Source organism: Paenibacillus phytohabitans, assembly GCF_013141775.1.
Classification (GTDB): domain Bacteria; phylum Bacillota; class Bacilli; order Paenibacillales; family Paenibacillaceae; genus Paenibacillus_AQ; species Paenibacillus_AQ phytohabitans.
Genome location: NZ_WHOB01000089.1, coordinates 147,290 through 171,198, shown reverse-complemented (window position 1 = coordinate 171,198; position 23,909 = coordinate 147,290). Strand labels below are relative to the sequence as shown.

23 protein-coding genes and 2 riboswitches are annotated in these 23,909 nt (G+C 53.0%); of the genes, 7 read left to right on the top strand and 16 right to left on the bottom strand.

What is annotated here, in order from left to right; genetic code table 11:
* Nucleotides 1-413: 413 nt before the first annotated feature.
* Nucleotides 414-498: riboswitch (cyclic di-GMP riboswitch) on the top strand.
* Between the two features lie 28 nt (nt 499-526).
* On the top strand, nt 527-676 hold the full coding sequence (locus tag GC101_RS29960) for an anti-repressor SinI family protein (protein ID WP_083442555.1): 150 nt from the start codon (nt 527-529) through the stop codon (nt 674-676).
* Between the two features lie 150 nt (nt 677-826).
* Here the strand turns inward: GC101_RS29960 and GC101_RS29955 are convergent, their stop codons facing one another.
* The 10 genes from GC101_RS29955 to GC101_RS29910 form a co-directional block, all read right to left on the bottom strand.
* Entirely contained in the window at nt 827-1,159 is a 333-nt protein-coding gene (locus GC101_RS29955; RefSeq protein ID WP_039299636.1) for a helix-turn-helix domain-containing protein, read from the bottom strand.
* Nucleotides 1,160-1,331: 172 nt separating this feature from the next.
* A complete protein-coding gene (locus GC101_RS29950; RefSeq protein WP_039299460.1) occupies nt 1,332-1,922 on the bottom strand; it encodes a TasA family protein in 591 nt (196 codons plus the stop codon).
* Between the two features lie 69 nt (nt 1,923-1,991).
* Nucleotides 1,992-2,588 carry a TasA family protein gene (locus GC101_RS29945; RefSeq protein WP_171720309.1) on the bottom strand — a complete coding sequence of 199 codons (597 nt, stop codon included), beginning with the start codon at nt 2,586-2,588 and terminating at the stop codon, nt 1,992-1,994.
* Nucleotides 2,589-2,686: 98 nt separating this feature from the next.
* Complete coding sequence (sipW, locus tag GC101_RS29940) at nt 2,687-3,283, bottom strand: signal peptidase I SipW (RefSeq protein ID WP_171720308.1); 597 nt, start codon at nt 3,281-3,283, stop codon at nt 2,687-2,689.
* Nucleotide 3,284: 1 nt separating this feature from the next.
* Entirely contained in the window at nt 3,285-4,559 is a 1,275-nt protein-coding gene (locus GC101_RS29935) for a hypothetical protein (protein WP_171720307.1), read from the bottom strand.
* A gap of 283 nt (nt 4,560-4,842) precedes the next feature.
* Complete coding sequence (locus GC101_RS29930; RefSeq protein WP_246354579.1) at nt 4,843-5,820, bottom strand: aldo/keto reductase; 978 nt, start codon at nt 5,818-5,820, stop codon at nt 4,843-4,845.
* A gap of 55 nt (nt 5,821-5,875) precedes the next feature.
* Nucleotides 5,876-6,094 (bottom strand): hypothetical protein, encoded by a 219-nt coding sequence (locus GC101_RS29925; RefSeq protein WP_171720306.1) that lies wholly within the window; start codon nt 6,092-6,094, stop codon nt 5,876-5,878.
* Between the two features lie 237 nt (nt 6,095-6,331).
* Entirely contained in the window at nt 6,332-6,892 is a 561-nt protein-coding gene (locus tag GC101_RS29920; RefSeq protein ID WP_171720305.1) for a PadR family transcriptional regulator, read from the bottom strand.
* A 5-nt stretch (nt 6,893-6,897) separates the two neighbouring features.
* A complete protein-coding gene (locus tag GC101_RS29915) occupies nt 6,898-8,424 on the bottom strand; it encodes an MDR family MFS transporter (RefSeq protein WP_171720304.1) in 1,527 nt (508 codons plus the stop codon).
* Between the two features lie 201 nt (nt 8,425-8,625).
* On the bottom strand, nt 8,626-10,443 hold the full coding sequence (locus GC101_RS29910; RefSeq protein ID WP_171720417.1) for a diguanylate cyclase: 1,818 nt from the start codon (nt 10,441-10,443) through the stop codon (nt 8,626-8,628).
* A gap of 208 nt (nt 10,444-10,651) precedes the next feature.
* Between GC101_RS29910 and GC101_RS29905 the strand changes: the two genes are divergently transcribed.
* From GC101_RS29905 to GC101_RS29895, 3 genes are all read left to right on the top strand, one after another.
* Complete coding sequence (locus GC101_RS29905; protein ID WP_144026055.1) at nt 10,652-10,999, top strand: metal-sensitive transcriptional regulator; 348 nt, start codon at nt 10,652-10,654, stop codon at nt 10,997-10,999.
* A 355-nt stretch (nt 11,000-11,354) separates the two neighbouring features.
* Complete coding sequence (locus GC101_RS29900; protein WP_171720303.1) at nt 11,355-11,555, top strand: copper ion binding protein; 201 nt, start codon at nt 11,355-11,357, stop codon at nt 11,553-11,555.
* Between the two features lie 120 nt (nt 11,556-11,675).
* On the top strand, nt 11,676-14,129 hold the full coding sequence (locus GC101_RS29895) for a heavy metal translocating P-type ATPase (RefSeq protein WP_171720302.1): 2,454 nt from the start codon (nt 11,676-11,678) through the stop codon (nt 14,127-14,129).
* Between the two features lie 411 nt (nt 14,130-14,540).
* Here GC101_RS29895 and GC101_RS29890 read toward each other — a convergent pair whose 3' ends face one another.
* Nucleotides 14,541-15,485, bottom strand: coding sequence for a DMT family transporter (locus tag GC101_RS29890; RefSeq protein WP_171720301.1), 945 nt, complete (start codon nt 15,483-15,485; stop codon nt 14,541-14,543).
* 207 nt (nt 15,486-15,692) lie between these two features.
* On the opposite strand from GC101_RS29890, the gene GC101_RS29885 reads away from it, so the two are divergent.
* Together GC101_RS29885 and nfsA are read left to right on the top strand one after the other, a co-directional pair.
* On the top strand, nt 15,693-17,036 hold the full coding sequence (locus GC101_RS29885; RefSeq protein WP_171720300.1) for an aminotransferase class I/II-fold pyridoxal phosphate-dependent enzyme: 1,344 nt from the start codon (nt 15,693-15,695) through the stop codon (nt 17,034-17,036).
* Nucleotides 17,037-17,127: 91 nt separating this feature from the next.
* Nucleotides 17,128-17,871, top strand: a complete 744-nt coding sequence (gene nfsA, locus GC101_RS29880; RefSeq protein ID WP_171720415.1) for an oxygen-insensitive NADPH nitroreductase — start codon at nt 17,128-17,130, stop codon at nt 17,869-17,871.
* A gap of 101 nt (nt 17,872-17,972) precedes the next feature.
* On the opposite strand, the gene GC101_RS29875 is transcribed toward nfsA, so the two are convergent.
* Nucleotides 17,973-19,472, bottom strand: coding sequence for a glycoside hydrolase family 30 protein (locus GC101_RS29875; RefSeq protein ID WP_171720299.1), 1,500 nt, complete (start codon nt 19,470-19,472; stop codon nt 17,973-17,975).
* A gap of 222 nt (nt 19,473-19,694) precedes the next feature.
* Here GC101_RS29875 and GC101_RS29870 point away from each other — a divergent pair, with 222 nt between their 5' ends.
* Nucleotides 19,695-20,075, top strand: a complete 381-nt coding sequence (locus tag GC101_RS29870; RefSeq protein ID WP_171720298.1) for an ATP-binding cassette domain-containing protein — start codon at nt 19,695-19,697, stop codon at nt 20,073-20,075.
* A 461-nt stretch (nt 20,076-20,536) separates the two neighbouring features.
* Here GC101_RS29870 and GC101_RS29865 read toward each other — a convergent pair whose 3' ends face one another.
* From GC101_RS29865 to GC101_RS29850, 4 genes are all read right to left on the bottom strand, one after another.
* Nucleotides 20,537-21,382 carry an ATP-binding cassette domain-containing protein gene (locus tag GC101_RS29865; protein WP_171720297.1) on the bottom strand — a complete coding sequence of 282 codons (846 nt, stop codon included), beginning with the start codon at nt 21,380-21,382 and terminating at the stop codon, nt 20,537-20,539.
* A gap of 89 nt (nt 21,383-21,471) precedes the next feature.
* Nucleotides 21,472-22,233, bottom strand: a complete 762-nt coding sequence (locus GC101_RS29860; protein WP_039299509.1) for an ABC transporter permease — start codon at nt 22,231-22,233, stop codon at nt 21,472-21,474.
* Nucleotides 22,230-22,523 carry a thiamine-binding protein gene (locus tag GC101_RS29855; RefSeq protein ID WP_039299512.1) on the bottom strand — a complete coding sequence of 98 codons (294 nt, stop codon included), beginning with the start codon at nt 22,521-22,523 and terminating at the stop codon, nt 22,230-22,232. Before GC101_RS29855 ends, GC101_RS29860 begins: the two co-directional genes overlap by 4 nt.
* Nucleotides 22,524-22,576: 53 nt before the next feature.
* On the bottom strand, nt 22,577-23,662 hold the full coding sequence (locus GC101_RS29850) for an ABC transporter substrate-binding protein (RefSeq protein WP_171720296.1): 1,086 nt from the start codon (nt 23,660-23,662) through the stop codon (nt 22,577-22,579).
* Nucleotides 23,663-23,793: 131 nt separating this feature from the next.
* Nucleotides 23,794-23,904: riboswitch (TPP riboswitch) on the bottom strand.
* Nucleotides 23,905-23,909: the final 5 nt, after the last annotated feature.

Below are 23,909 nucleotides of genomic sequence, written 5' to 3'. Positions count from 1 at the left end.
TTCCGGCAGGGTAATCAATTCATACTTTCGTGCAATCCGTTCGCAAAACGGTATGATTCAGCAGGGAATTCATACGGAACAATCATAAATTTTCCGGGTGAAGCCGGAGGGATAAAATATCGTTAAAATCCATAAAAAATTAAGGAATTAGGTGGTTGTAAATCATGGAAATGGGTAATTACTTCTATATTGTGTTACGGGATAAATATCTATTAGTATATTTAAACTAATTTGGACCGATTGAAGATGAATTGGAATTATTTATACAAGCCATTGGCAATTTTAGCTAAGGGTCCTCACGATTTAACATAAAAAAATTCCAGAAAACGACACACTTTTCATGTAAGATCTTGTATAATGTTATTGCGGAGAACGGTTTCATCGATTCTTTCCAGATCCTTTCATGTAAAGGGTCCAGTAAAGGGTAAACCTGCCGAAAGACAGGGGCACAAAGTCTCGGATCTAAAGTAGAAATACTATGATGGCCGGACTGCCTGGGGACGCGAAAATTCTAGGAGGAGATTTCTTGGATAAGTCCAACCAGGGGAATGACGAACTGCAGGCAGTTGATCTGGATTTAGAATGGGTGCATTTGCTAATGTCTGCTAAGCAGGCTGGCATCCAGGCAGACGAGATTCGGCGTTTTTTTACTGAAAAAGCACTCCAGGCGATGTAGGGCATTCAGCATTGTACGGATACATACAGAACAGGGCACAGCGGTGTACACGCTGTGCCTTGTTCTGTTGGGATTTACATGTTGTTTCGGGGTCCCCGCAAAGTACCTGAGTAATCATCGAAGCTGCTGCCTCACTTTGTGGGGGGTATTTCAGTTATCCTTTTGCTCCAGCCGCCATTTCTGATAATCGAGAAATTCCTTGAATTCACGTTTGCTTATACCAGAGGCCATCGCATCCTGTACCAGCCTGAACCATTCTCCATCGAGAGCCGGTTCTGCAGTCTCTGCAATTCCGCCATACAGTAATACGTGAATCGATACTTGAAGTGCATCGGCAATTTTTTCGATAAATTGAATGGAGGGGTTGGATTGGATATTCCGTTCGACATTACTTAAGTATGATTTCGCCACGTCAGCCTTATCCGCAAGCTCGGATAAAGAATAACCCTTCTCCAGACGGAGCCTATGGATGCGGCTTCCCATGTTATCTGACACGATTACAACGCCCTCCGTACTTTTTGTTATCAGTATAACAAAAATTCGCAAAACGGACAAAAACCCTTGTTCCTGCCAGAAGCTGGCGGGGAGAGACAAAACGGCATATCCAGCCCGGATGAGGGAGGATATGCCGTTTTGTGTATATAGTTTGATGGCCTTATTTGGCTTCTCCCAAACCTTGCGTAGCATTGAATGTCCAGTTCAGCGCCAAGCCGTCACCCTGGAAGATATTCTGATCCTGGGTATTGTCAACGAATTCGAAAGCAATCTTGAAGGTTTTGGTTTGGGTAGCGGCGATGCCTCCCGGCAGTACACCCGCCGTTACGAGATCATAGCTGGAAGTGTTCTTCAGGTCCTTCAGGGAGATCTCGGACAGCACATGGCCGGCAAGCGGACCGCTGGTGTAAGAGCTGTCGAGAAGTTTGATTTTGAAGTGATCTCCAAGATCCTGGCCGGCATTATCGCCCTTCGCATCAGTTATAGTGTAGCTGGTGGCCAGCGTTAGGAGTTTGATATCCAGGGTGCCGTCATTGGACAAGGTGAACGTGCGTACGGTGTAATCACCCGGTTTCAGGTTGGTCAGGGCAACAGGGGTATTGAAGGAAGAGCCGAGCTTCAGTGTGCCTGCCGCGAAGGTTGCCGTGCTGGTTGCTGTGGAGCTGAAGTAAGCGAAGGTGCCCCCTCCGATTAAAGACAATCCCAGTGCTGCCGATGCTACGCCAAGACCCAGTGTTTTTTTGATACCCATAATTAATTTCCTCCTCGAGTATATTATGTTTTTTTAAGATCGGTGATCAGGAATGCATATACAGATAGATTATTTGAGGGCGCCTTTTTCCTGGTTGGCTTCGAAGTTCAGGGTCAGGGCCAGCGTATCGCCTTGATAGTAGTTTTGCGGCTGGAAGGTTTCCTTGAAGGCAAACTGTACGCTCAGGTTATCTGAAGTGCCTGCTTTGATGCCCCCGTTCTCTACACCAAAGATCCCGCCGAGAATTCCCTTGGCTACAAGATCCGGACTTTGCTGCTCAAGGTCGGCCAGTGAAATGACCAGGACAGGTGATGTTACCTTATCCTTGTTAACAAGGAAGGTCACAATAATATCGTCTTTGAGATTATGGGCGCCGTTATCCCCCAGGGCATCTGTAATGACAGATGAGGTGCGCAGAACAACTTTGGGAATATTGAGCGTTCCGTCATTTTTCAATTTAAAATCTCTTAGAATCGTATCCCCCGGCTTAAGATTGCTGAGATTGACAATAACGGAGGGGTCCGAATTAAGTAATAAAGTACCGTTGTTAAAAGAAGCTGAAGTGGTGGAGGTACTGCTGAAGTACGCGAAGGTTCCTCCGCCGACCAGGGTTAATCCGAGTGCTGCCGATACAACGCCGAGACCTAATGTTTTTTTAACGTTCATTTGTTCATCCCTCTCTCATCGTTCTTTTTGGTCTTTACCTGTCTTCGGGTAAAATTTATTGTTGCTCCGCGTTTCGTAAACGGGAGAGGACAATCGGTTTATTGCACAATGTCTGGAAGGGTATCCGGTCCGCCGGTCACCGCTGGCCCTGCATTCTTCTTCTCCAGTGCCGCTACGGCTTTCCAGGAGGAATACAGTGCGTAGAGGAGCAGGAGCAGCCCGGGGATAATCATCAGCATTACGCTTCCGGCTTTGGAGACCGCAAAATTCATGGCATATCCTACATAAGGGACGGTGACGCCGGTATATTGGCCTACCACATTTGTTGAGCTGACCGCTGAGGTATCGGCTGCATCGTTATTGTCCCCTTTGGTGGTATAGCTGGCATCGCCTATGGCACTGTTTATTGAAGCATCGACCACACGGTGTGTAATCAGGAGGTTATCGGGATTCATGAATGTAATCACATCGCCTTTTTGAAAACGGGTCATATCCCCGCCCGGCTTAATCGCTACAATAGATCCGGTCTGGATGCCCGGCTCCATGGAACCGGATAACACCGTCTTGATCTGATAGCCGAAGAAGGAAGGTTCGCCTCCGGAGGCTTTGGAGATGACTACTGCGGTTACCAGCACCAGAAAAATCATAAATATCAGTGTGGACAATGTGGTGCTGACTATCTTTTTAATGCGCATATTATTCCCCGCCTTTGCTGGTATCCGATTGTGGAGCAGGTGTAGCTGTAGGTGTAACTGTAGCTGTAGCTGTAGCTGTAGCTGTAGGCTGCGCGGTATCTGTAATGCTATCCGGGAGCTCCCCAGGTGAGTCTGCCGCTGGAGTCGCCTCCGGAAGATTGGCTTCCGGTGCCGGTGTGGCAGGCGGAGCGGTAACCACTGCATCCGGTGAGGGTGCAGGAGCCGGCTTTTCTCCCTCAGGAGCTTCTATAGCAGGTTCTTCGATGGTCTTATCTTCTCCAGGAATCTCCGCTGCGGGCGGATTATTCTTGGTTTGATCGTTCTCCTGTTTCTGCTTCTCAAGCGCCAGCCGTTCCGCTTCTTCAGCCTTGGCTTTCTCCTCCAGCGCCGCCTTCGCCTCAGCAATGTGTACCTGCTGTTCCTGCAGCGTGGTGATTGTGGACGATAGGTTCTCTCTGGAGGCTGTTAATTCTGCACTTAACTGATCATAGCTTGACTGTAAGGCGGGAGATACATTGGGGTCTGCATTGTCATTGTAGGCTCTGGCCATGAATGAGAAAATCGGTTCCTCGGCAGGGAAGCCGAAGCTTTCACGCCGGAGAAGCACCCGGTCAGGATTGCCGGTCGGCAGCGAGCCGCCGAAATCATGAATCGTATTCAGATAATGCACAATACCCGTTAATGTATCCGTCAGGGATTCCGACAGCACCCCGCTTTGGTGGAGACCTTCCTGCAGCTGTTCGAAGAACCGGGCGTCACGGATTTCCAGGCAATTGGGTTCGAGATTCACCATATATCCTCCGAGTTGATGCAGAATGGCTGCTGCACTGCCAATTTCCTGCAGAATTTGCTGCCAGATACCTGCATTGAAGCTCAGCTGTGTATCCAGTGCGCTAACTGTATCGCTTGCCAGCCGGATTTGTTCCGAGATCTCACTGGAGACCTGATCCAGTTCCTCCGCTGACAGTTCTTCAGAGATTGGGGGAGTGTTATAGTTCCCGCTCGTATTGTGGCTGCCAAGAGAAGATTTCAGTTCGATAATTGTGCGGACATGTCCGCTGAACTCCGACAGCAGCTGTTCAATCTGACCCGGAAATACGGAGCAGAGCCCGATAGAGGTGTTCTGTTCCTGGGAAGTGTTATACTCTCCGTAAGTACTGCCAATCTGATTGGATGTATACATTATAAGGACAGATACAGCCACACCGGATTGCAGGATCCGAAGACCGAGTTTCGTGTAATTCTTTTTACGCCGTTTGGCGGATCTGGGGTACAAAGGTAGGCCCCCTCTCATGGCTTACTGTTTGGTATTCGTTATATTCGTTCTTTATTAAGAACGTTCTCGTAATGAAATCATACACTGCGCACCCGGGAAAAGAAAAATGTCAATTTCAGCGAATTGTTCGCAATAAAGCACGAATGCATCTGATTATCTTTAATTATCTTAATATATCGCTGTTTTTCACAAATGTTCTTTATTGAGAACGAAAAAAGGTTATGCTATCCGCACAACAAATACGGATGGCATAACCTTTTCCTTTTGTAGTGAAGCCCGCTCCTTAAGGAAGCTTCTCTCCGCGTGAGCTGACGTACAGCTCGTACCATTCCTTGCGGGAGAGCTCAATCTTATCCGCTCCTCCGCAGGCTGCGATGCGCAGCGGATTGACGGTGCCGATTACAGGCTGGATGGCTGCAGGATGCGTCATCAGCCAGGCCAGGACGATGGCCTCAGGTGTTGTATTCTTCTCATCGGCAAGCGCCTGTACTCTGGCCGCTGTATTCACCACGTTCTCCGGCTGTCCTTCAAGCGGCCGTCCGCTGAACAGCCCCTGGGCCAACGGGCCCCAGGCCTGAAGCTGGATGTTCCCCGCGCGGCAATACTCTATTGTACCCTCAGGAAACGTGAGGTCTTTCCACTGTTCCCGGTTCACGCTGAGTACGGCATCGACCCAGCTGATTTTGGCCAGGCTCATATGCAGCTGATTGACGATGAAGGGCTCGTCACAATAGGTCACCAGCAGTTTGATCTGGGCAGCACTCATATTGGAGACACCGAAGTGGCGCACCTTGCCGGCTGCCTTAAGCTGGCGCAGTGCTTCGGCGACTTCCTCGGGGTCCATCAGCGGGTCGGGGCGGTGCAGCAGCAGAATATCAATATACTCTGTGCCCAGCCGGGAGAGTGTTCCGTCTACACTGGACAGAATATGCTCCTTGGAGAAGTCGAACATATTGGTGATATCCCCCGGCTCCATCAGCCTGATGCCGCATTTCGACTGCAGGATGATCTCATCACGCAGACCCGGACGCTCCCTGAAGATCTGTCCGAACACCTTCTCCGCCTTGCCCCGGGTATAGATATCCGCATGGTCAAAAAAATTGATGCCGATCGACAGCGCCGCATCCAGCGCCTCATGCCCCTGCTTTATGTTCTCCGCTGTAACCGGTTCATGGTCCCAGCCGCCGCCAAGCCCCATACAGCCCAGCGCAATGCGGCTGGCAGGAATTCCGCGTTTGTTAAGTGGCAACGCTTTCAGCAATTGTATCCCTCCATAAGCTATAGCTTTTGAATGCTCTAAGATTAAGTGTACACCTTTAGAATCCGGTATGGTATTTTTTGTCGCTGGAGGAGCGGTGTTTCGTGCCTTCCTTATCCTTCTCCTCCTGCTTCTCGAGTGTCAGATCCTCGACCGGAATCGGATCTACATTCTGTTCCCTGTCATCAAGGTCAAATAAGCTTGGCTTGTCGGTCGGGTATTGCTCAGGGTGGTCGCGTTCGTCTCTTATCGGCTTCTTATCGTCACTATGGCTCATCTTAAGTTCACTTCCCTTTCGGAATATTTGCCGGGCAAGGATGGGGAATGTGCTAGAGAATTCTCCTGAGCCTTGCCGGCAGTTTGCTCCCTAATAAACACAATTCGGGCTAATTAAACACAGGAACCTGTGATAAACCGCAGGTTCCTGTGTGAACAGGCTTTGGAAATGAAATGGAGGACTGCCCCGGCCTGCCTGTAACGGCGGCGGAACAATCCTCCTGAAATTCTATACTTATTAAGGAATAATCGGGCTGCCTTTGTCACTCATCCTGCGGGCCACAACATCCTCATGGAGCCGCTTCAGCCATTTCAGCTCGGTCAGACAGTGCTCGTACCGGCCGTACATCAGATGCAGTGCCGAACGGGGAACTATGGAGATATGCTCCTCATACACCTGATAAGCGAAGTTCACCTGGTGCTCTGTCTCGCGGATACGTTCCTCCAGCAGCCGTTCCACCTTCTCCTGATCAATGTAGCGGGAGAGGGCCAGGGCCATGTACAGCGGATGATGCAGCTGATCGCTTTTCTTGATCTGCTGCAGAATGAGCTGTTCCATCAATTCCTTGCCTTTATCGGTAATCCGGTAGATCGTTTTATCCGGCCGGTCCGTGCTGCGGATAACCTCTACAGCTTCAATATGGCTGCCCTCGGCCAGCTTGTCGACTGCATAATACAAGGAGCCCATCTGCAGCTTAATGAACTGGTCCATCGTGCGTTCCTTCATGACCAGTGTAATCTCATAAGGATGCATATCCCGTTCCAGCAGCAGCCCCAGAATCAGCAGCTTCATGGACATGATGCTTACCTCTGCCCGGAAGCTGGAGCAGGCTGGGATTCCTTAGGCTGAATAGCCAGACGGTCTTTGGGCATCAGCAGAACAAAGACAACGGCAAGCACCGCAGGGACGATAGCCCACATGAAGGTATGAGCGATCGATGTAGACAGTGAATTCGTAATCTTCTCCAGTACCGGTGCCGGAATCTGTGCACGGGCCTCAGGGGTCAGAGCAGAACGCGGATCACCGAAGGAAGAGGCCTGGCCACCGTCTCCGAAGGCCGTGCTAAGCTCTGAAGTGAAGCTGTTGCGCTGGATAATACCGAAGATGGTAATCCCCAGCGTCATCCCGAGCGAGCGCAGGAAGGTGCTGGTGGAGGTAGCTGAACCGCGCTGGCGCATATCGAAATGGTGAATGGATGACATGCTGAGTACGGAGAAGGAGAACCCGACCCCGAAACCGGTCAGTGCCATGAACGCATTCAGCAGCAGACGGGAAGTATCCGGTGTCAGTGTGCTGAGTGAGAAGATTCCGGCAACGAAACACACTGCAGACAGCAGCATAATGTTGCGGAAGCTCGTCTTGGTGGTGAGCAGACCGCCGGCTTGGCTTCCGATGACTGTACCGATCATCATCGGCATCAGGATCAGACCGGAGTTGGTGGCGGAGCCGCCGTATACCCCCTGGACATAGATCGGAATGTATACCGTAGCTACGATAAACGCCGAGCCGTAGAACAAGCCGAGCAGACTGCTGGTGGCAAACAGGCGCCCCCGGAACATGTTGAACGAGATGACCGGCTCTGCCGCATTCTGCTCAATGAAGATGAAGGCAATCAGGAATACGGCGAAGCCGGCGAACAGTCCGAGAATCGTTGCTGAATCCCAGGCATACTGATTGCCGCCAAGCTCAAGCGCGAACATCAGGCAGATAATTCCTGCCACCAGCGTGAAGGCGCCGCCCCAGTCAATCCGCTGTTTGGCATGGGAGACGGATTCCTTGTAGGACGTCATAATCAGGAAGAAGGAGACGATACCAATCGGCACATTAATATAGAAAATCCAGTTCCAGCCGACGAAATCAGTGATATAAGCGCCCAGCAAAGGCCCGATTACGCTGGAGATCCCGAAGACAGCACCGAATAATCCGGTGAGCTTGCCTCTTTTTTGCGGCGGGAAAATATCAAATACAATCGTGAAGGCAATCGGCATCAGCGCACCGCCGCCAACCCCTTGAATCGCCCGGTAGATACTGAGCTGTGTGATGCTCGCCGCCGTACCGCACAGGGCGGAGCCGATCAGGAACACGATGAGTCCGAAGATGAAGAAGCGCTTGCGCCCGTACATATCGGACAATTTGCCGAAGATGGGGGTTCCGGCCATAACCATGACCATATAAGCGGAGGTTACCCAGACGATTTTATCGAGTCCCCCTAGATCTGAGACGATGGTGCCCATAGCTGAGGCCACAATCGTATTATCCATCGCGGACATCAGAATGCCGAGCAGCAGTCCGGCAACGACGAGCTTAAGATTGCTTTCTTTAGTATGCATTTACAAACTCCTTTACGTTCATTATTCAAGATGAAATCTTATTATATTCAAATTTGAATAGGGTGGCAATCTTTTTTTCAAAATTAAAGTAAATTGTGGACGCAAATAAGCCGCCCTTGTACAACAAGAACGGCAGGACTTCTATGTATGGTATTCCCTGACGGGCGGAACCTTATTCGCAGCGCGGTTGCACGCTTCTTCCTACATGGCAGCATCGCTTGAACGCAGCTCACGGGCTTCTATGTACCTGATGAACAGCTCGGTCAGATCCGGGTCAAACTGGCTTCCCGCGCAGGCCCGCAACTCCACAATCGCTTCCGCGAATGATTTGGTCGGCTGGTACGGACGCTCCGTCGTCATGGCATCGAATGAGTCGATAATGGTCAGCATCCTGCATAGCCGGGGAATCTCTTCTCCCTTGAAGCCGTAAGGATATCCTTTGCCGTCATACCGTTCGTGATGCAGCTCGATATAAGGGGCAAGATCCTTGTATTTATTGTTGGTAAGTGCCATCTCTTTGCCCCAGGTGACGTGCCATTTGACCATCTCCCATTCCTCCGGCGCGAGCTTATCCTTCTTGTTAAGTATGCCCCAGGGAATCTCCAGCTTGCCGATATCGTGGATCAGTGCGCCGAGCGTGAACTGCCGTTTGGAGAGATTGTCCAGCGCCAGCAGCTCGCTGATGTCCATGGCATAGCGGAATACGCGTTTGGAATGCTTGAAGGTCTCCAGATCCTTGTACATAAAAAGATTAAGCTGCTGCTCAATATCGCGCACATCCTGGCTGAAATCGATGTCACGCTCCAAGAGAGACTGGTTACCGTAGACGTGGACCATGTTCTTGCCTTGTTTTTTGGCATAGTACAACGCCTGATCGGCATGGTCGACCAGCTCTGACTTGAAGTGGACATCCGGCCGGTACCCGGCTACGCCTGCGGAGAAGGCCAGACAGCCCTGCGGGAAGATCTCGCTGCCTTCAAACATAGAATTGTTGAGCGTTTTGCGCAGCTTTTCGATAAATTGCTTGGCCGTTACGGCATCGTAGCCCGGCATCAGCAGGGTGAATTCTTCACCGCCATATCTGGAGACAATAATATCGGTGGACCCGGTTTCCTTCTTCAGCAGGTCAGCCAGAAAAACGATCAGCCCGTCCCCCTTAAGATGGCCGAAGTGATCATTATATTTCTTGAAATCATCAATATCAATCATGGCCAGGGAGAGTGCGCTGCCGCCTGCCTGCGATCTGCGCATTTCCTCTTCGAGCGCCGCTTCGAAATAGCTGTGGTTAAACAGTCCGGTACGCTGATCGCGGTTGGCCCGTTCTTCGATGTCACGGTACATGCTGAACAGCCGTTTGAAGGAATAGGAGATCAGTACACTGAGGCCCAGGAATAAGGCCAGACCTGTAATTCCGTTATAAAAGAGCAGAACGGTCAGCACCAGGGAGAGCACCAGCGTGCACAGATAGGCCAGTACGGCGTCTGTCAGCATTGCTTTGAGTGTATTGTAGAGATTCTCACGGAAAATTATGTAGTAGAAGAAGCCGACAAGCAGCAGGTTCAGGATGAAATAAATGGCCATAGCGCTGAGGTATGCTGCCAGATGGCTGCTGAGAAGCGGTCCCTGCCGGCCCCCGAACCACGAGAAGATAAAGGCTGCGGAAGTGATCATGATACAGTACACGGCGAAATTATTGAGATGCTTCCAGAGTGGAGTGCTTCCCCATTCGATGAATAGCAGTACGATGGAGCAGAGCAGAAGAACCAGGAGAGCGGATGGGGCGCCGAAGATAAAGATACAGGCCAGATAGATGGAAGAATCCAGTGACAGCCCGTTCCCCTGCGGAGGCAGCTGGAAGGTGAAGACGGTGAGCAGGACGGCCGCGCCTGACATGGCGGTAACCCAGCCCCAATCGGATGTGGAGAGTTGAAGAATTTGCGGTTCCGTTTGATAAATGAACAAGCCCAGCCCGGCGAGGCATATGATAAAGGAGTACAAATAGCTCCTGCGGCGATGCATCTGGCTGATGATTGATTTGAGCACTGCTCCTCCTCCATTCGCGTAGTTGTAGATGTTTTATTCTAGGAGATTCGCGTTTACACCAGGATTCTCCTGCTAAATCATGACAAATCCGCATGGATTACAGGACAAAGGGGGAAAGCTGCGGTGAAGCCTTGACATACCCATGGGGGGTATATTATATTGATACTTGAGGAGGCTGATTCCTGTGTCAACAAATGAGAAGGAGCATGCCGGGCATGACTGCGGCGAGGATTGCCATTCTTCTGCATCCGGTGTCCGCAAGAGCCATCATTCCCCGGAATTCAAGAGTGGACTGACCACCCGGCTTAACCGGATAGAGGGACAGATCCGCGGCGTCAAAGGCATGATTGAACGGGATACCTACTGTGATGATGTGCTTAATCAGCTGGCGGCGGTACAGGCGGCGCTGAACAGTGTCGGCAAGCTGCTGCTTGAAGGCCATATGAAGAGCTGCATTATCGAACGGATCGAAGCCGGCGAGCATGAGGTTATCGATGAGCTGCTGATTACGGTGAATAAGCTGATGAAATAGAGGTTGGGGCCTGGATAAGCAGAACTCTTAAATTCATGCAAGGATGGCGGGCGTAACTGCGGTGAATGTTTGAACTTTCGGCCGCTGTTGTCCCCGGATTTCTTTGATTTAAACCGCTATTTGCGGTAGAAATCCGTGGACAAAGGCGTACGCATTCGCTCCTACAGTTTCAAAATTCCCCTCCGTTACTTTCATCTGGGATTATTTTTTCTCAAGATCAAACTCTGCAGGCAATGCGGGGAGCCGTCAAACCAAGCATTCGCTGGCAATTAAGCGGATGCTAACCAAATTAAGCGTATGCTTTCGAGGCTGATCAGGAGGCGTATGCTATTCAAACCATTAGGAGGGTAATCAAATGTCGAACGTAACATTGAATGTAGAAGGAATGTCTTGTGGTCACTGTGTAAGTGCTGTAGAGAAAGCTGTAAGCGGCGTTGGGGCTGCGGCGAAGGTAGATCTTCCGGCGAAGACGGTAGCGGTTGAATTTGACGAGAACACTATAAGCCTGGATGCAATCAAGGCAGCTATCGAGGATCAGGGCTACGACGTAGTTTAAGTGAAGGATTGTAATGTAAGGGCTTGGAGCCGGGAACCCTAGAGCAATAGGGCCGGGCGCCAATGCCTTTTCTTTTAAAGATAAATATACCCCTTGGGGGTATAAGGAGGTGCGTGAATCATGGAAAAGAGTGCAGAACCGGTCCAGCAGCAGGCTACGCTGCAGATTACCGGGATGACCTGCTCCGCTTGTGCGGCGCGGATCGAGAAGGGATTGTCCCGCATGGAGGGGGTATCCCGGGCGAATGTCAATCTGGCGCTGGAGCAGGCGACGGTGGGATTTGATCCGAAGGTCGCTGGCGTGCCGCAGATTGAGGAGAAGATCCGTTCGCTCGGCTATGATACGCTGAAGGAATCGGCGGATTTCGATATTACGGGCATGACCTGTGCCGCATGCTCGGCCAGAATTGAGAAGGTGCTGGGACGGATGCCCGGGATTGCCGCAGTGAATGTGAATCTGGCGCTGGAGACAGCACATGTGGAATATTCGCCGGGCAATATCAGTACAGCCGAGATTATGGATAAGGTGAGCAGTATCGGCTACAAGGCAGCGCTGAAGCAGGACCGTAAGGATATCGCCAGCCAGCGCGGGGAGGAAATCACGCACAAACGGAACAAGTGGATCATTTCTGCTATATTGTCGCTGCCGCTGCTCTGGGCCATGGCGGGCCATTTCTCATTCACTTCCTGGATCTGGACACCGGAGCTGCTGATGAATCCCTGGTTCCAGCTGGTGCTGGCGACTCCCGTGCAGTTTCTGATCGGCTGGCATTTCTATGTCAGTGCCTACAAAGCACTGAAGAACGGCAGTGCCAATATGGATGTGCTGGTGGTGCTGGGCACCTCGGCAGCCTATTTCTACAGCCTGTACCTGACGATTGATTCCCTGAAGATGAGCGGGATGAACCATACCGTGGATATGTATTACGAGACAAGCGCGATTCTGATTACGCTGATTCTTGTAGGCAAATGGTTCGAGGCATTGGCCAAAGGGCGTTCCTCAGACGCGATACGCAGCCTGATGGGGCTGCAGGCCAAGACCGCGCTGGTGCTGCGTGACGGGGTTGAGCTGAGCATTCCCGTAGAGGATGTCGTTATCGGAGATCTCGTGCTGGTGAAGCCGGGAACCAAGGTGCCTGTAGACGGTGAAGTGGTCGAGGGGCTGTCCTCCGTCGATGAATCTATGCTGACTGGCGAGAGTATGCCGGTGGAGAAGAAGCCGGGTGATGCGGTTATAGGAGCCACGCTGAACAAAAACGGTGTGCTGCGGATCAAGGCCCGCAAGGTCGGCCGGGATACGGCGCTGGCGCAGATTATTCGAGTGGTGGAAGAGGCGCAGGGCTCGAAGGCGCCGATTCAGCGGATCGCCGATGTGATTTCCGGGATCTTTGTACCGATTGTGGTGGGGATTGCAGCTGTAACCTTTGTAATATGGTATATCTGGGGCGCACCCGGGCAGTTCGCCGATGCGCTGGAGAAAGCCATCGCGGTGCTCGTAATCGCCTGCCCGTGTGCACTGGGACTGGCGACACCGACTTCCATAATGGCGGGGTCCGGCCGGGCAGCCGAGTTCGGCATCCTGTTCAAGGGCGGGGAGCATCTGGAAGCTGCACAGGGCATTAAGGTTGTTGTAGTGGATAAGACCGGAACCGTGACCAACGGCAAGCCGGTGCTGACCGACATTGTAACCAGTACCGGCATTGTAGCACAGGGCAAGGTGCTTGCCGAGAACCGGCTGCTGTCGATTACAGCGGCAGCGGAGAAGCTCTCGGAGCATCCGCTGGCTGATGCCATTGTAGCGGGCGCGCAGAGCAGAAGCATTGAGCTTCCGCCTGCCGGGCAGTTCGAGGCTGTGCCGGGCCGCGGCGTATCTGCCGTAGTGGCCGGCCAGAAGGTAAGCGTGGGCACACGGCGGATGATGGAGGAGAGCGGCCTTGATATCGGGCCGTGGACAGCAATTATGACCCGGCTTGAGCATGAAGGCAAAACAGCGATGCTGGTAGCTGTTGATGGCGCGATTGCCGGTGTCGTAGCGGTGGCGGATACGATTAAGGAAACCTCTCGCGCGGCGGTATCCAGACTGCACGAGATGGGCATCGAGGTCGTTATGATTACCGGGGACAACAAGATTACAGCTCAGGCCATTGCTGAACAAGCGGGCATCCGCACGGTGCTGGCAGAGGTGCTGCCGGAAGGCAAGGCAGCAGAGATCCGCAGGCTGCAGAGCGGCGGAGTCAAGGTTGCCATGGTAGGCGATGGCATCAACGATGCGCCGGCACTGGCAACGGCAGACACCGGTATGGCCATCGGCACCGGCACGGATGTGGCGATGGAGGCGGCGGATATTACGCTCATGCGCGGCGATCTGATGAGCATTCCGGATGCCATTCTGATGAGCCGCAAGACGATGCGCAATATCAAGCAGAATTTGTTCTGGGCGCTTGCCTACAATACGATCGGCATACCGGTTGCCGCGCTGGGCTTCCTGGCTCCGTGGCTGGCCGGTGCAGCAATGGCCTTCAGCTCTGTATCCGTTGTGCTGAACGCGCTGCGGCTGCAGCGGGTCAAGCTGTAATGTTCACTGCTTCTGCTGCAGACGGAGCGATCCGGACTTGTGTGCGGATAACCGAAGAACCGCCGGAGCGTTAATGCCGACGGTTCTTTGTGTCGCCGCCGAAAGCGGAACAAGGGAGGAAATGAGGGGCACTAGTGCCCTTGATTCCGCCGAAAGCGGGCCAAAGGAGGAAATGAGGGGCATTAGTGCCCTTGATTCCGCCGAAAGCGGGCCGAAGGAGGAAATGAGGGGCACTAGTGCCCTTGATTCCGCTGAAGGCGGGCCAAAGGAAGAAATGAGGGGCATTAGTGCCCTTGATTCCGCCGAAAGCTGGCGAAGGGCAACCGGACCCAATGTATGCGAAAAATCGAATACAATGTGCCTCCCTAGAAGTAGTCTGAATAGAGCAATGTGGAACAGCGCACTACCTGCTTACACAGACTCGCTCCAGCCGGCAACCTGCACGCCAGGCTTGTTCCGGCCGAGCCGGTTGGTGCCGATTACCCCGGCTATGATCAGAAGAGATCCGATCCAGTGGTACACTGTAATGTCTTCCCCCAGGAAGAACGCCCCGGCTGCAATGGAGACGATGGTTGAGAGATTGGTGAACACGCTCATGAGCGAAGCTTCGATTTTGGACAAGATATAAGTTGAAGTCAGGGTAGTGACCAGCGAGGCTATGACTCCCAAATATACAGCAGACAGGATAAAGGTGCCGCTCGTGAGCGGGCTTAGGAATTCGCTGAAGGTTCCGCTGGCTGCATGTCCGGTGAGTGAAATGATCAGGAAGGTTGCGAAGCCGATCCCCATCATGAGGTAGCTGAGTTCAGCGGGGCTGAAATGCCTGGAGAGTGACCGGGCCAGCACGCTGTATCCGGCAAACGCGAGACAAGTCAGGAACAACAGCACAATCCCGGTCATATTGGACAGCTGAATACTGCTTCCCTTCATGACGAAGATAAACACAACGCCAAATACCGACAGGAAAATGCACAGCTTTTGCAGCAGAGTCGTCTTCTCCTTCAAAAAAATAGAAGCGATGATCATCGTCACGACCGGAGTGAACGAATAGAGAATTCCGCCCTCGGCAGAGGTGGCATGCTGGAGTCCGAATACCTGAAGGGTAAAGAATCCCAGCGGATACATCGCTGCCAGCAGCAGTGCCCGGCCAACCGGCTTGCCGCGGTAGGAGATTTTGACCCAGCCGAAGGCGACCGGGACCGACATTACAATAAAGGAAGCAGCGAAACGGTAGGTTAGTGTATCGAGCGGTCCGGCATGGCCGAGAGCCACTTTGGTGAACAGGAATGAGAATCCGATAATGACCGCATTGAGTACGGCAAAGCTATAAGCCAGCTTGAGTCCTTGCTGCTGCATAGGTACATCTCCTTTGTGTGAGTAAGACTGGATGCTGTAAACATCTTATCTGTTACTTTAAAATTAAAGGGAATTCTGCAGCAGAACAATACCGCCTTTCCGCTACTGTACCGGTACAGTTGGTTGTTTCCTGTATAATAATTGAAGGATAATAGAGGTATCATGAACAGCAGGCCGTGGAATGAAGACGATGGGAGGCGGGGCAGGGTGAAAAAGTATCATTCGGTTGTATCGGAGATAGAGAAGCGGATGAAGGAAGGACAGTACCGTCCTGGGGAAAAGCTGCCTTCCGTGCGCAGTGCCGCAGCATTCTACGGCTGCAGTGTCAGCACCATTCTGCGGGCCTATGGGGAGCTGGAGCGAACACATCTGATCTATTCGATTCCGCAGAGCGGCTATTATATGGTGGAGAAGACGGAGGAAGCCGGACCAGCCGGGGGCAGCGGAACAATTGATTTCGCTTCGGCATCGCCGGATCTGAACGTATTTCCGTATCTGGATTTCCAGCATTGCCTTAACAAGGCGATTGACCAGTACAAATACAACCTGTTCACTTACGGGGATGCGCAGGGACTGGATTCGCTGCGCCGCACGCTGGTGTCTCATCTGGCGGAGTATCAGGTTTTTGCCAAGGCAGAGCGGATTATCATTACTTCGGGAATCCAGCAGGCACTGGAGATTCTGGCCAGAATGCCGTTTCCCAGCGGCAGGACGGAGATCCTCGTTGAACAGCCGGGGTATGATATTTATCTGCGGTATTTGGAGGCGGAGGGACTGCCTGTCAGCGGAATCGGCCGCTCCGCAGCCGGCATTAACCTGCGGGAGCTGGAGGAGCGGTTCGCAAGCGGCAGGTTTAAATTGTTCTATACCATGCCCAGGTATCATAATCCGCTCGGGACATCTTACAGCACAGCAGAGCGGCAGGCTATTGCCAGACTGGCCGGCAAATACGATGTGTATATCGTTGAGGATGATTACATGGCTGATCTGGGTGCCGGACGGCAATTTGATCCTGTATACGCGTATGACCAGACTTCACATGTGATTTATTTGAAAAGCTTCTCCAAAATCATCTTCCCCGGCCTCAGGCTGGGGGCGGTTGTGCTGCCGGAGCCGTTGCTGGAGACGTTCCGCGCCTATAAAGGATACACGGACACCTCCCTGTTATCCCAGGCAGCGCTTGAGGTATACATTAAGAACGGCATGTATGAGCACCACAGGCACAAAATAAAAGCGATGTACGCCAAAAGAATCCAGGCGGTGTATGAGGCGCTCCGGCGGCACAATACGGAAGGTTTAATTGAAGCATCTGCGGAGAGCTCCGGCGTCTACATGCAATTCAAATTGCCGGTAACCGTGAATCTGGAACGGCTGGTCAAGCGGCTGGGAGAGCGGAAGATCTGCATCGTATCCGGTAATGGATTCTATTTATCGGATTACCGGAACCGGGACAAGTTCATACGCATCAGTATTTCCCGCGCCGGGCTGGACCAGATTGATGAGGGGATCAGGGGCATAGTCCAGGAGGTGAAGCGGGGGGGCGGATGGTAGCGCGAAGGCCCTCCTGTTGTCTGGATACTAAATTGTGTTCATAATATTCCTATATAACTGTGAAAAGAGAGGCGAACCTACTGTGAAACCTGTGAATGAAACTCTTGAGCTGTTGAACCGTCATACCTCCGTCCGCCAGTTTCAGGACAAGCCGGTCAGTGACGAGCTGCTCGCTGCCATTATCGGGGCGGGCCAGATGGCCTCGACCTCCAGCAATGTGCAGGCTTATAGTGTAATTGCCGTAACGGAGCCTGCACTTAAAGCGCAGCTGTCCGCCTTATCCGGTAATCAGGCGTATATCGAGCAGTGCCCGGTCTTCCTGGTCTGGTGTGCTGACCTGTACCGGCTGCGTGAGGCGGCGGCTCCCCATCTGCAGGGGGCGCCATCCTATGAGGACAGTACCGAGAATCTGATCGTTGCCACCGTCGATGTTGCGCTCGCCGCGCAGAATGCTGCGGTTGCCGCCGAATCGCTCGGTCTTGGCATCGTATATATCGGCGGCGTCCGCAATAATATTGCTGCTCTGTCAGAGCTGTTGGGCTTGCCGGAGCTGGTCTATCCGGTATTCGGCATGTGCCTTGGTTATCCCGCCGCCGTGAATGGAGTGCGGCCGCGTCTGCCACTGCAGGCTGTGCTGCATCATAACGGCTATAATGCCGAAGCAGCAATACAGCAGGCCGGGGTGTATGACGGGATCTCACGCGATTATATGCGCGAGCGGACCGGCGGCCAGAGTGAGGCCTCGTGGTCGGAGATCATGGCGAAGCGGCAGGCCCAGCCGTCAAGAATGCATATGAAGGAGTTCCTGCTGGGCAAAGGGTTCATGCAGAGATAACAGGTTAAAGTGTGTAACTGAAGCTATATGGATAGCAGCAAGAAGCCTTCCCCTTAAAGAAAGGGCGAAGGCTTTTTGCTGCTTACAGGATTCAACCCTCTTTATGACGGATTGCCGTACCACTTATATGTCATCACTGACTTGGCGGGCACATTTACGATAAACGACTGGCTGCCCCATTGTATCTTGACGTTCTTGGTCGAGGTCTGCGGATTATAAGCGACAACTACCTTGGAGCCATCGGGATTCTTGAACGCCACATTCTTCAGGTCGTTGCTGGTATTGGTCTGGATGCGGTAAGCACCCGGAACGACAAATTTGCTGAAGTGGCCCAGCAGATAATACTGCTTGGTATAAGTGACATTGTTCTCCGGATTACTGTTTGAATTGTCGGAGTTCTGAATGGTGACCATGCCCCGGTTGGTATTGTAGGCGGACAGCAGGGCAGGACCGTCCTTCTGATCAAGTGCGGCGTTCCAGAGAATAACCGATTTGGACCAGTTACGTGTAATATTGATGAATTCAGTGATCATGTTGTCGAAGCCCTGGCTTGTGCCGTTCTGCGGATCATTCCAGGTGCCGAACCCGCCCTCTGTGAACCAGATGTCTTTATCGGGATGGGCATTATGCATGGAGGTCATCTGCGAGCCGTCGCCGCTGTCGTAGTGATGGAAGGCGCTGCCGGCGATATAGCTTGCTTTGCCGGAGTTTTTCAGATTCTGAACGACCGTATTCGGGAAGCTCCAGTTCAGATAATTATGGTCAAAAGCAATGATCTTGGTATTAATCCCGGCATTCTGCAAGGTTGGGCCCAGGTAGTCTCCGATGAAGCCGGTCTCATCCTGCTCGTTCATGCCCATCGAGGGGTACGCTCCGGTTTCATACATAGGCTCGTTCTGTACGGTGACGGCATAAATGGGAATCCCCTGGGCCTGATAGGCCTGAATGTATTTTTTGAAATAGTCGGCGTAGGTCTGATAGTACTCAGCTTTGAGCTTGCCGCCGTTCAGGGTGCCGGAATACTTCATCCAGGCCGGAGCGCTCCACGGTGAAGCAAACACCTTGATACCGGGGTTCTTGGCAATCGCCGCTTTGACCATGGGAACGATATAAGGCAGATCACGGCTAATCGTGAACTGGCCGAGTGAGGTGTCGCCGGCCGTGTCATCATACGTGTAGGCCGACCAGGTGAAGTCCGAGCTGCCCATCGGCTGCCGCAGCACACTCAAGCCAATACCGGTGTTGCCAAACAGCTTCTCCATCACCTCAGCCCGCTTGGCGGCATTCAGCTTGTAATTGAGCAGCCAGGCGGAGGAGTCGGTCAGGGAAACGCCGAATCCGTCCATTTGCTGATAGGTGGTGCCTTCGTTAATAGTAATTGTATAATCGCTGCTTCCGGTGGCGGAGCTGAAGCTCTTATCCCCGATGCGGGTCAAGCGGGCGCCGGCGCTTAGTCCGACAGCCGGCTCCGTATTCGGATCTGAGGTGGTTATCCATACCTCTGCCGTTTCCCCTGCAGCCGAAACCGGTTGCGGTACGAGGCCTCCGCTACCCGCAAGCAGCGTGGCGATCAGCGCTGCCAGTCCAATTCTTTTGAACATACATTTAACTCCTCTCGATTATGCATAAATGTAATCGCTTACTTTTATTGCAGGATTATCTTAATTCAATACTCCATAAAAATCAATAATTTCCTCAAAAAGTTATTTATCAGGGTGACAGTTGTCACCTTGAACGAATGACAGTCCATACTGATGTTCACTTTCGGCCTCCTGTACTATAGAAATATAGCCGGAGGGCATATGGATACGGAGGGATACAGAATGGATCATGTGATCGAAATGAAGAATGTCAGCAGAAGCTTTCATGATAAAAAAGCGGTAGACGGCGTCAGCTTCACCATTAAACGGGGTTCCATTACAGCAGTGCTCGGGCCTAACGGAGCAGGTAAAACAACTACCTTATCCATGCTTCTGGGGCTGCTTGAGCCCACAGAAGGAAGTGTACAGGTGTTCGGGCTTCCGCCCAAAGATGCCAGGGATGCGGAGGACACCGCAGACCGGATTCTGCTGTTCAGCCGCGGGGCCCTTGTGGCAGACGGCAGCCCGGAGGAGATTAAGGCCAGAATCGTGAGTAAGTCAGTGTCCTTCCTGCCGCTTGGCGATCCGGCGGTGCGGCTGGCTGAGGAGAAGGGCTGGATGTAGGAATAACAGCTGATCCCGAAATCTGCCGGGAAATTGAATCTGTTGTACTTTGTACAGCAGAAATCTGCAAAGATGGAGTTTTTGGACGAATATTCAGAAATCTGTTGTACGAAATACAGCAGAATGGGATTTATCTCAGAATATTGGGAATTCTGTTGCACCAAATACAATCACTGGGACAATTGAGCTTCTTAAGCTCACACTGAATAGGCAATATGTTGTACGTAATGCAACTCTCATACCCCTATAATAGGGTGTTTGGGAGAATTGTTGTACGAAATACAGCAATTCTCCCGCTAAGCCGCTTGGAGAAGGAGAAATGCTGCCTTTTGTACAACAATCTTGGATCAGGGGCCGGGATAAGGAGGGGAATGTTGTATTTAGTGCAGGATTTCTCCGGAATTCCGGGAAATGTGAATAGCTAGGTTCAGCATACATGGGCCGAATAGCGCCGACTCACGTCAAAGGCTCTTGGCCTGCTCCTCGCGCATCCACAGCGAGAGCTGGCGCTTGAGCTGCAGGAACTCCGGCGCATCGGTGATTTCATCGCGGCGCGGACGCGGGAACGGCACATCGACGGTGTGCAGGACGGAGCCGGGACGTCCGGAGAAGACATAGATGCGGCTGGAGAGCAGCAGCGCTTCTTCGATGTTGTGGGTGATGAACAGCACGGAGCGGCGATTCTCCTCCCACAGCTCCAGCAGCCAGCGCTGCATCTGCTCGCGCGTCAGCGCATCGAGCGCGCTGAACGGCTCGTCGAGCAGCATCAGCTCCTGCGGAGCGAGCATGGCCCGCAGGAAGGCGGCCCGCTGCTGCATGCCGCCGGACAGCATATGCGGATAAGCGCGCTCGAATCCGCCCAGGCCGACCTTGGCCAGCCAGTGGCGCGCGGCTTCGCGGGCCTCCGCTTGCGGTGCGCCCTGCAGCTCGGCGCCGAGCAGGACGTTGTCCAGGGTGCTCCGCCACGGGAACAGAGCTGGCTGCTGCGGCATATAGCTGATCTTGCCGCGCTGCCCGGTAACCGGGACGCCGTCCATGCTGACGGTTCCGGCATCCGGCAGCGTCAGGCCGCCGATAATGTGGAACAGGGTGCTTTTGCCGCAGCCGGAAGGACCGACAATCGAGACGAATTCCTGCGGCTCTACCGTCAGCGACACCTGGTCCAGCACATGCGTCTCCCGGCGGCGGTGCGTGAACGATTTGGAGACGCTGCTGACTTCAAGCGCAGGCGGTGTGCTTCTGGCCTCGTCAAGGCTGCTGCCGGGGACGTCCTTCTTGAGCTGTACGGTATTCGTGAGTGGAGACACTTCGGTCAGCTCCTTCTATATAGAATTTTTGTACTTAAGGCTTTATCTCAAACGTGCTCAGTATAGCGTGTATTGTTACCCTGTGCGTGTTAAGCTTCCTTGCGAGGTTTCCAGCGCACGAGCCATTTCTCCAGCAGGGCAATCAGTGCGAACAGCACCAGACTCAGCAGCACAATAATGACAATGGCCACGAACATCCGGTCCGTGCGGTAAGAGGCCTTTTGCAGCAGCATATAATAGCCGATCCCTTTGTCCGCGCCAATCCACTCGGCAACCACTGCGCCCATTACGGCATAGGTCGCGGAGATTTTGAGCCCTGAGAACAGGGAGGGCAGGGAGCCGGGAAGCTCCAGCTTGGTGAAGATCTGCCAGTTGCTTGCACCGGCCATTTTCATATAGTTCAACATTACCCTGTCGCTTTGCGCCAGCCCGCCCATGGCCGCTACGGCAACCGGGAAGAAGCAGACGAGGGTGATCAGGACGATTTTGGGCAGCAGACCGAAGCCGAACCAGATAATCAGCAGCGGTCCAAGGGCAATGGAGGGCACATTCTGGCTGAGGATCAGCAGCGGATAGAGCGCTCTTTTGAGCCAGGGCAGCAGATGAAGCAGCAGAGCCACAATGAGGCCGATGCCGGTGCCGACAGGGAAGCCGATCAGGGTCAGCCGCAGCGTTGCGGCCGTATGCGCCCAGATCCCGGAGGCATTGCCGCGTGATTCACGCGCGATATCGGACGGGCTCGGCAGCTGCCAGGCCGGGATATGGAACACCGATACCGCAATTTGCCATGCGCCCAGAAAAAAGATGACCGCCACAAGGGGCGGCCAGATTTGTCTCCAGGTGCTTCTCACGGCCGGTATTTCTCCGTCAGCTTGTCCATGCTAATGCCGCTGGGATTATGGGCGATCTTGATCTGGGAGATCACGCTCGGGCTGCCGGAGGCAATCAGTGCCTCATGCATCTGACGTACAACTTCCAGCAGCTCCGTGAGCTCGCCTTCCATGGTGGTATCAAGCGGATTCACCTGATGCTTGACCCCCGACTTCTGAATTACCTCAATCGCAGTGTCCACGTAAGGGATCGAATCCTCATTGTTTGGAGTCTTGGGAATTACCTGAATGCTAAGCAGTGTATTAGCCATTTATTATTCATTCCTCTCATGTGAGTTAGTGTCATTACTACTCCACTCGGTGTTTACTGGCCTTCCGGCAAAAATTCATTCGTAAATGTACTTGCGGCATCCAGCGGTTTGTCCAGCAGCTTCAGGCCGTACATCCACTCGGCATAATTCTGCCAGATTTCTAGCTTCTGCTCACCCCAGCGGGCGGCATCGTCCTTGTATTTCGGGCTGAGCCATTTCTGGCTGGCCAGCACCAGCTCGGGATCCAGATCAGGCACGGCATCAGACAGCACCGTGGCCGCTTCTTCCGGATGGTCGATCGCGTATTGGTAACCTTTCGACGTAGCTTTGAGGAAAGCCTTCACCACTTCCGGATGCTCGGCAATTTCCTTCTCACTGGTTGTGAGCACCGGTGTGTAGTAATCCAGCTGCGGCGCGTAATCCTTCAGGTACAGCATATCCAGCGGCTCGCCGCGCAGCTCGGCTTCGATCCCGGTCCAGGCGTAGAAGATCCAGGCAAAGTCGATATCGCGTTTCACCGCAGTGAAGAAGTCAGCTTCGCCGATATTCACCAATTTCACTTTGGAGACATCTCCGCCATCGGGGTCCATGATGGCTTTCATGGCTGCTTCTTCCGCAGGAGAGCCCCAGCCTCCATAGGTTTTGCCTTCAAAGTCTTTCGGCGTCTTAATATTGCGGTCCTTCGGAGCGGCAAAGCCGGAGGTATTATGCTGAATGATAGCGGCGATGGATACGAGCGGCACATCCTGCAGACGGGCCAGGGTGAGCGCCTCCTGTGCACTGATACCAAACTGGGCTTCACCGGAAGTAACCATGGTGTCAGATCCGGCAGCACCCGGCTGCACGATCTCCACGTCAAGACCTTCCTCCGCGTAATATCCCAGCTCCTTGGCGGTATACAGGCCGGTGTGATTCGTGTTCGGCGTCCAGTCCAGCGCAATCTTAACCGGGGTCAATTCTTTAGGCGCGTCGGTGGTACTGGCGGCTGCGGTTGCTTCAGGTGCAGCGGTGCTGTTCCCGGCGGCAGGGGTGCTGCCTCCGGCATTGCCGCCCGGGTTGACGTTCCCGTTGCCGCATCCGGCCATCACGAGTACAAGCATAGAGCTGAGCAGCAGCGGTAATACTTTTTTGACTCCCATTTCTCTTCTCTCTCCTTCCAGCAATCCCTAGTCTTCCAAAATTCAGAGTAACCCATACCAAAAAGCGCCCCGGAGACCGGGACGCCAGTTACTTGCGCAAGGTGAGTTCAACTTCAGGCCCATGAAGGGGCTCGGGGTTGAATGAAGATTCCTACGCTGGCATTATCCAGATCAGGTATAAGGGTCAGTATCTTGTGGGATACAATCTCAGCCGGCCAATTCCAGCACCCCTGGTTCTATGAAGTTC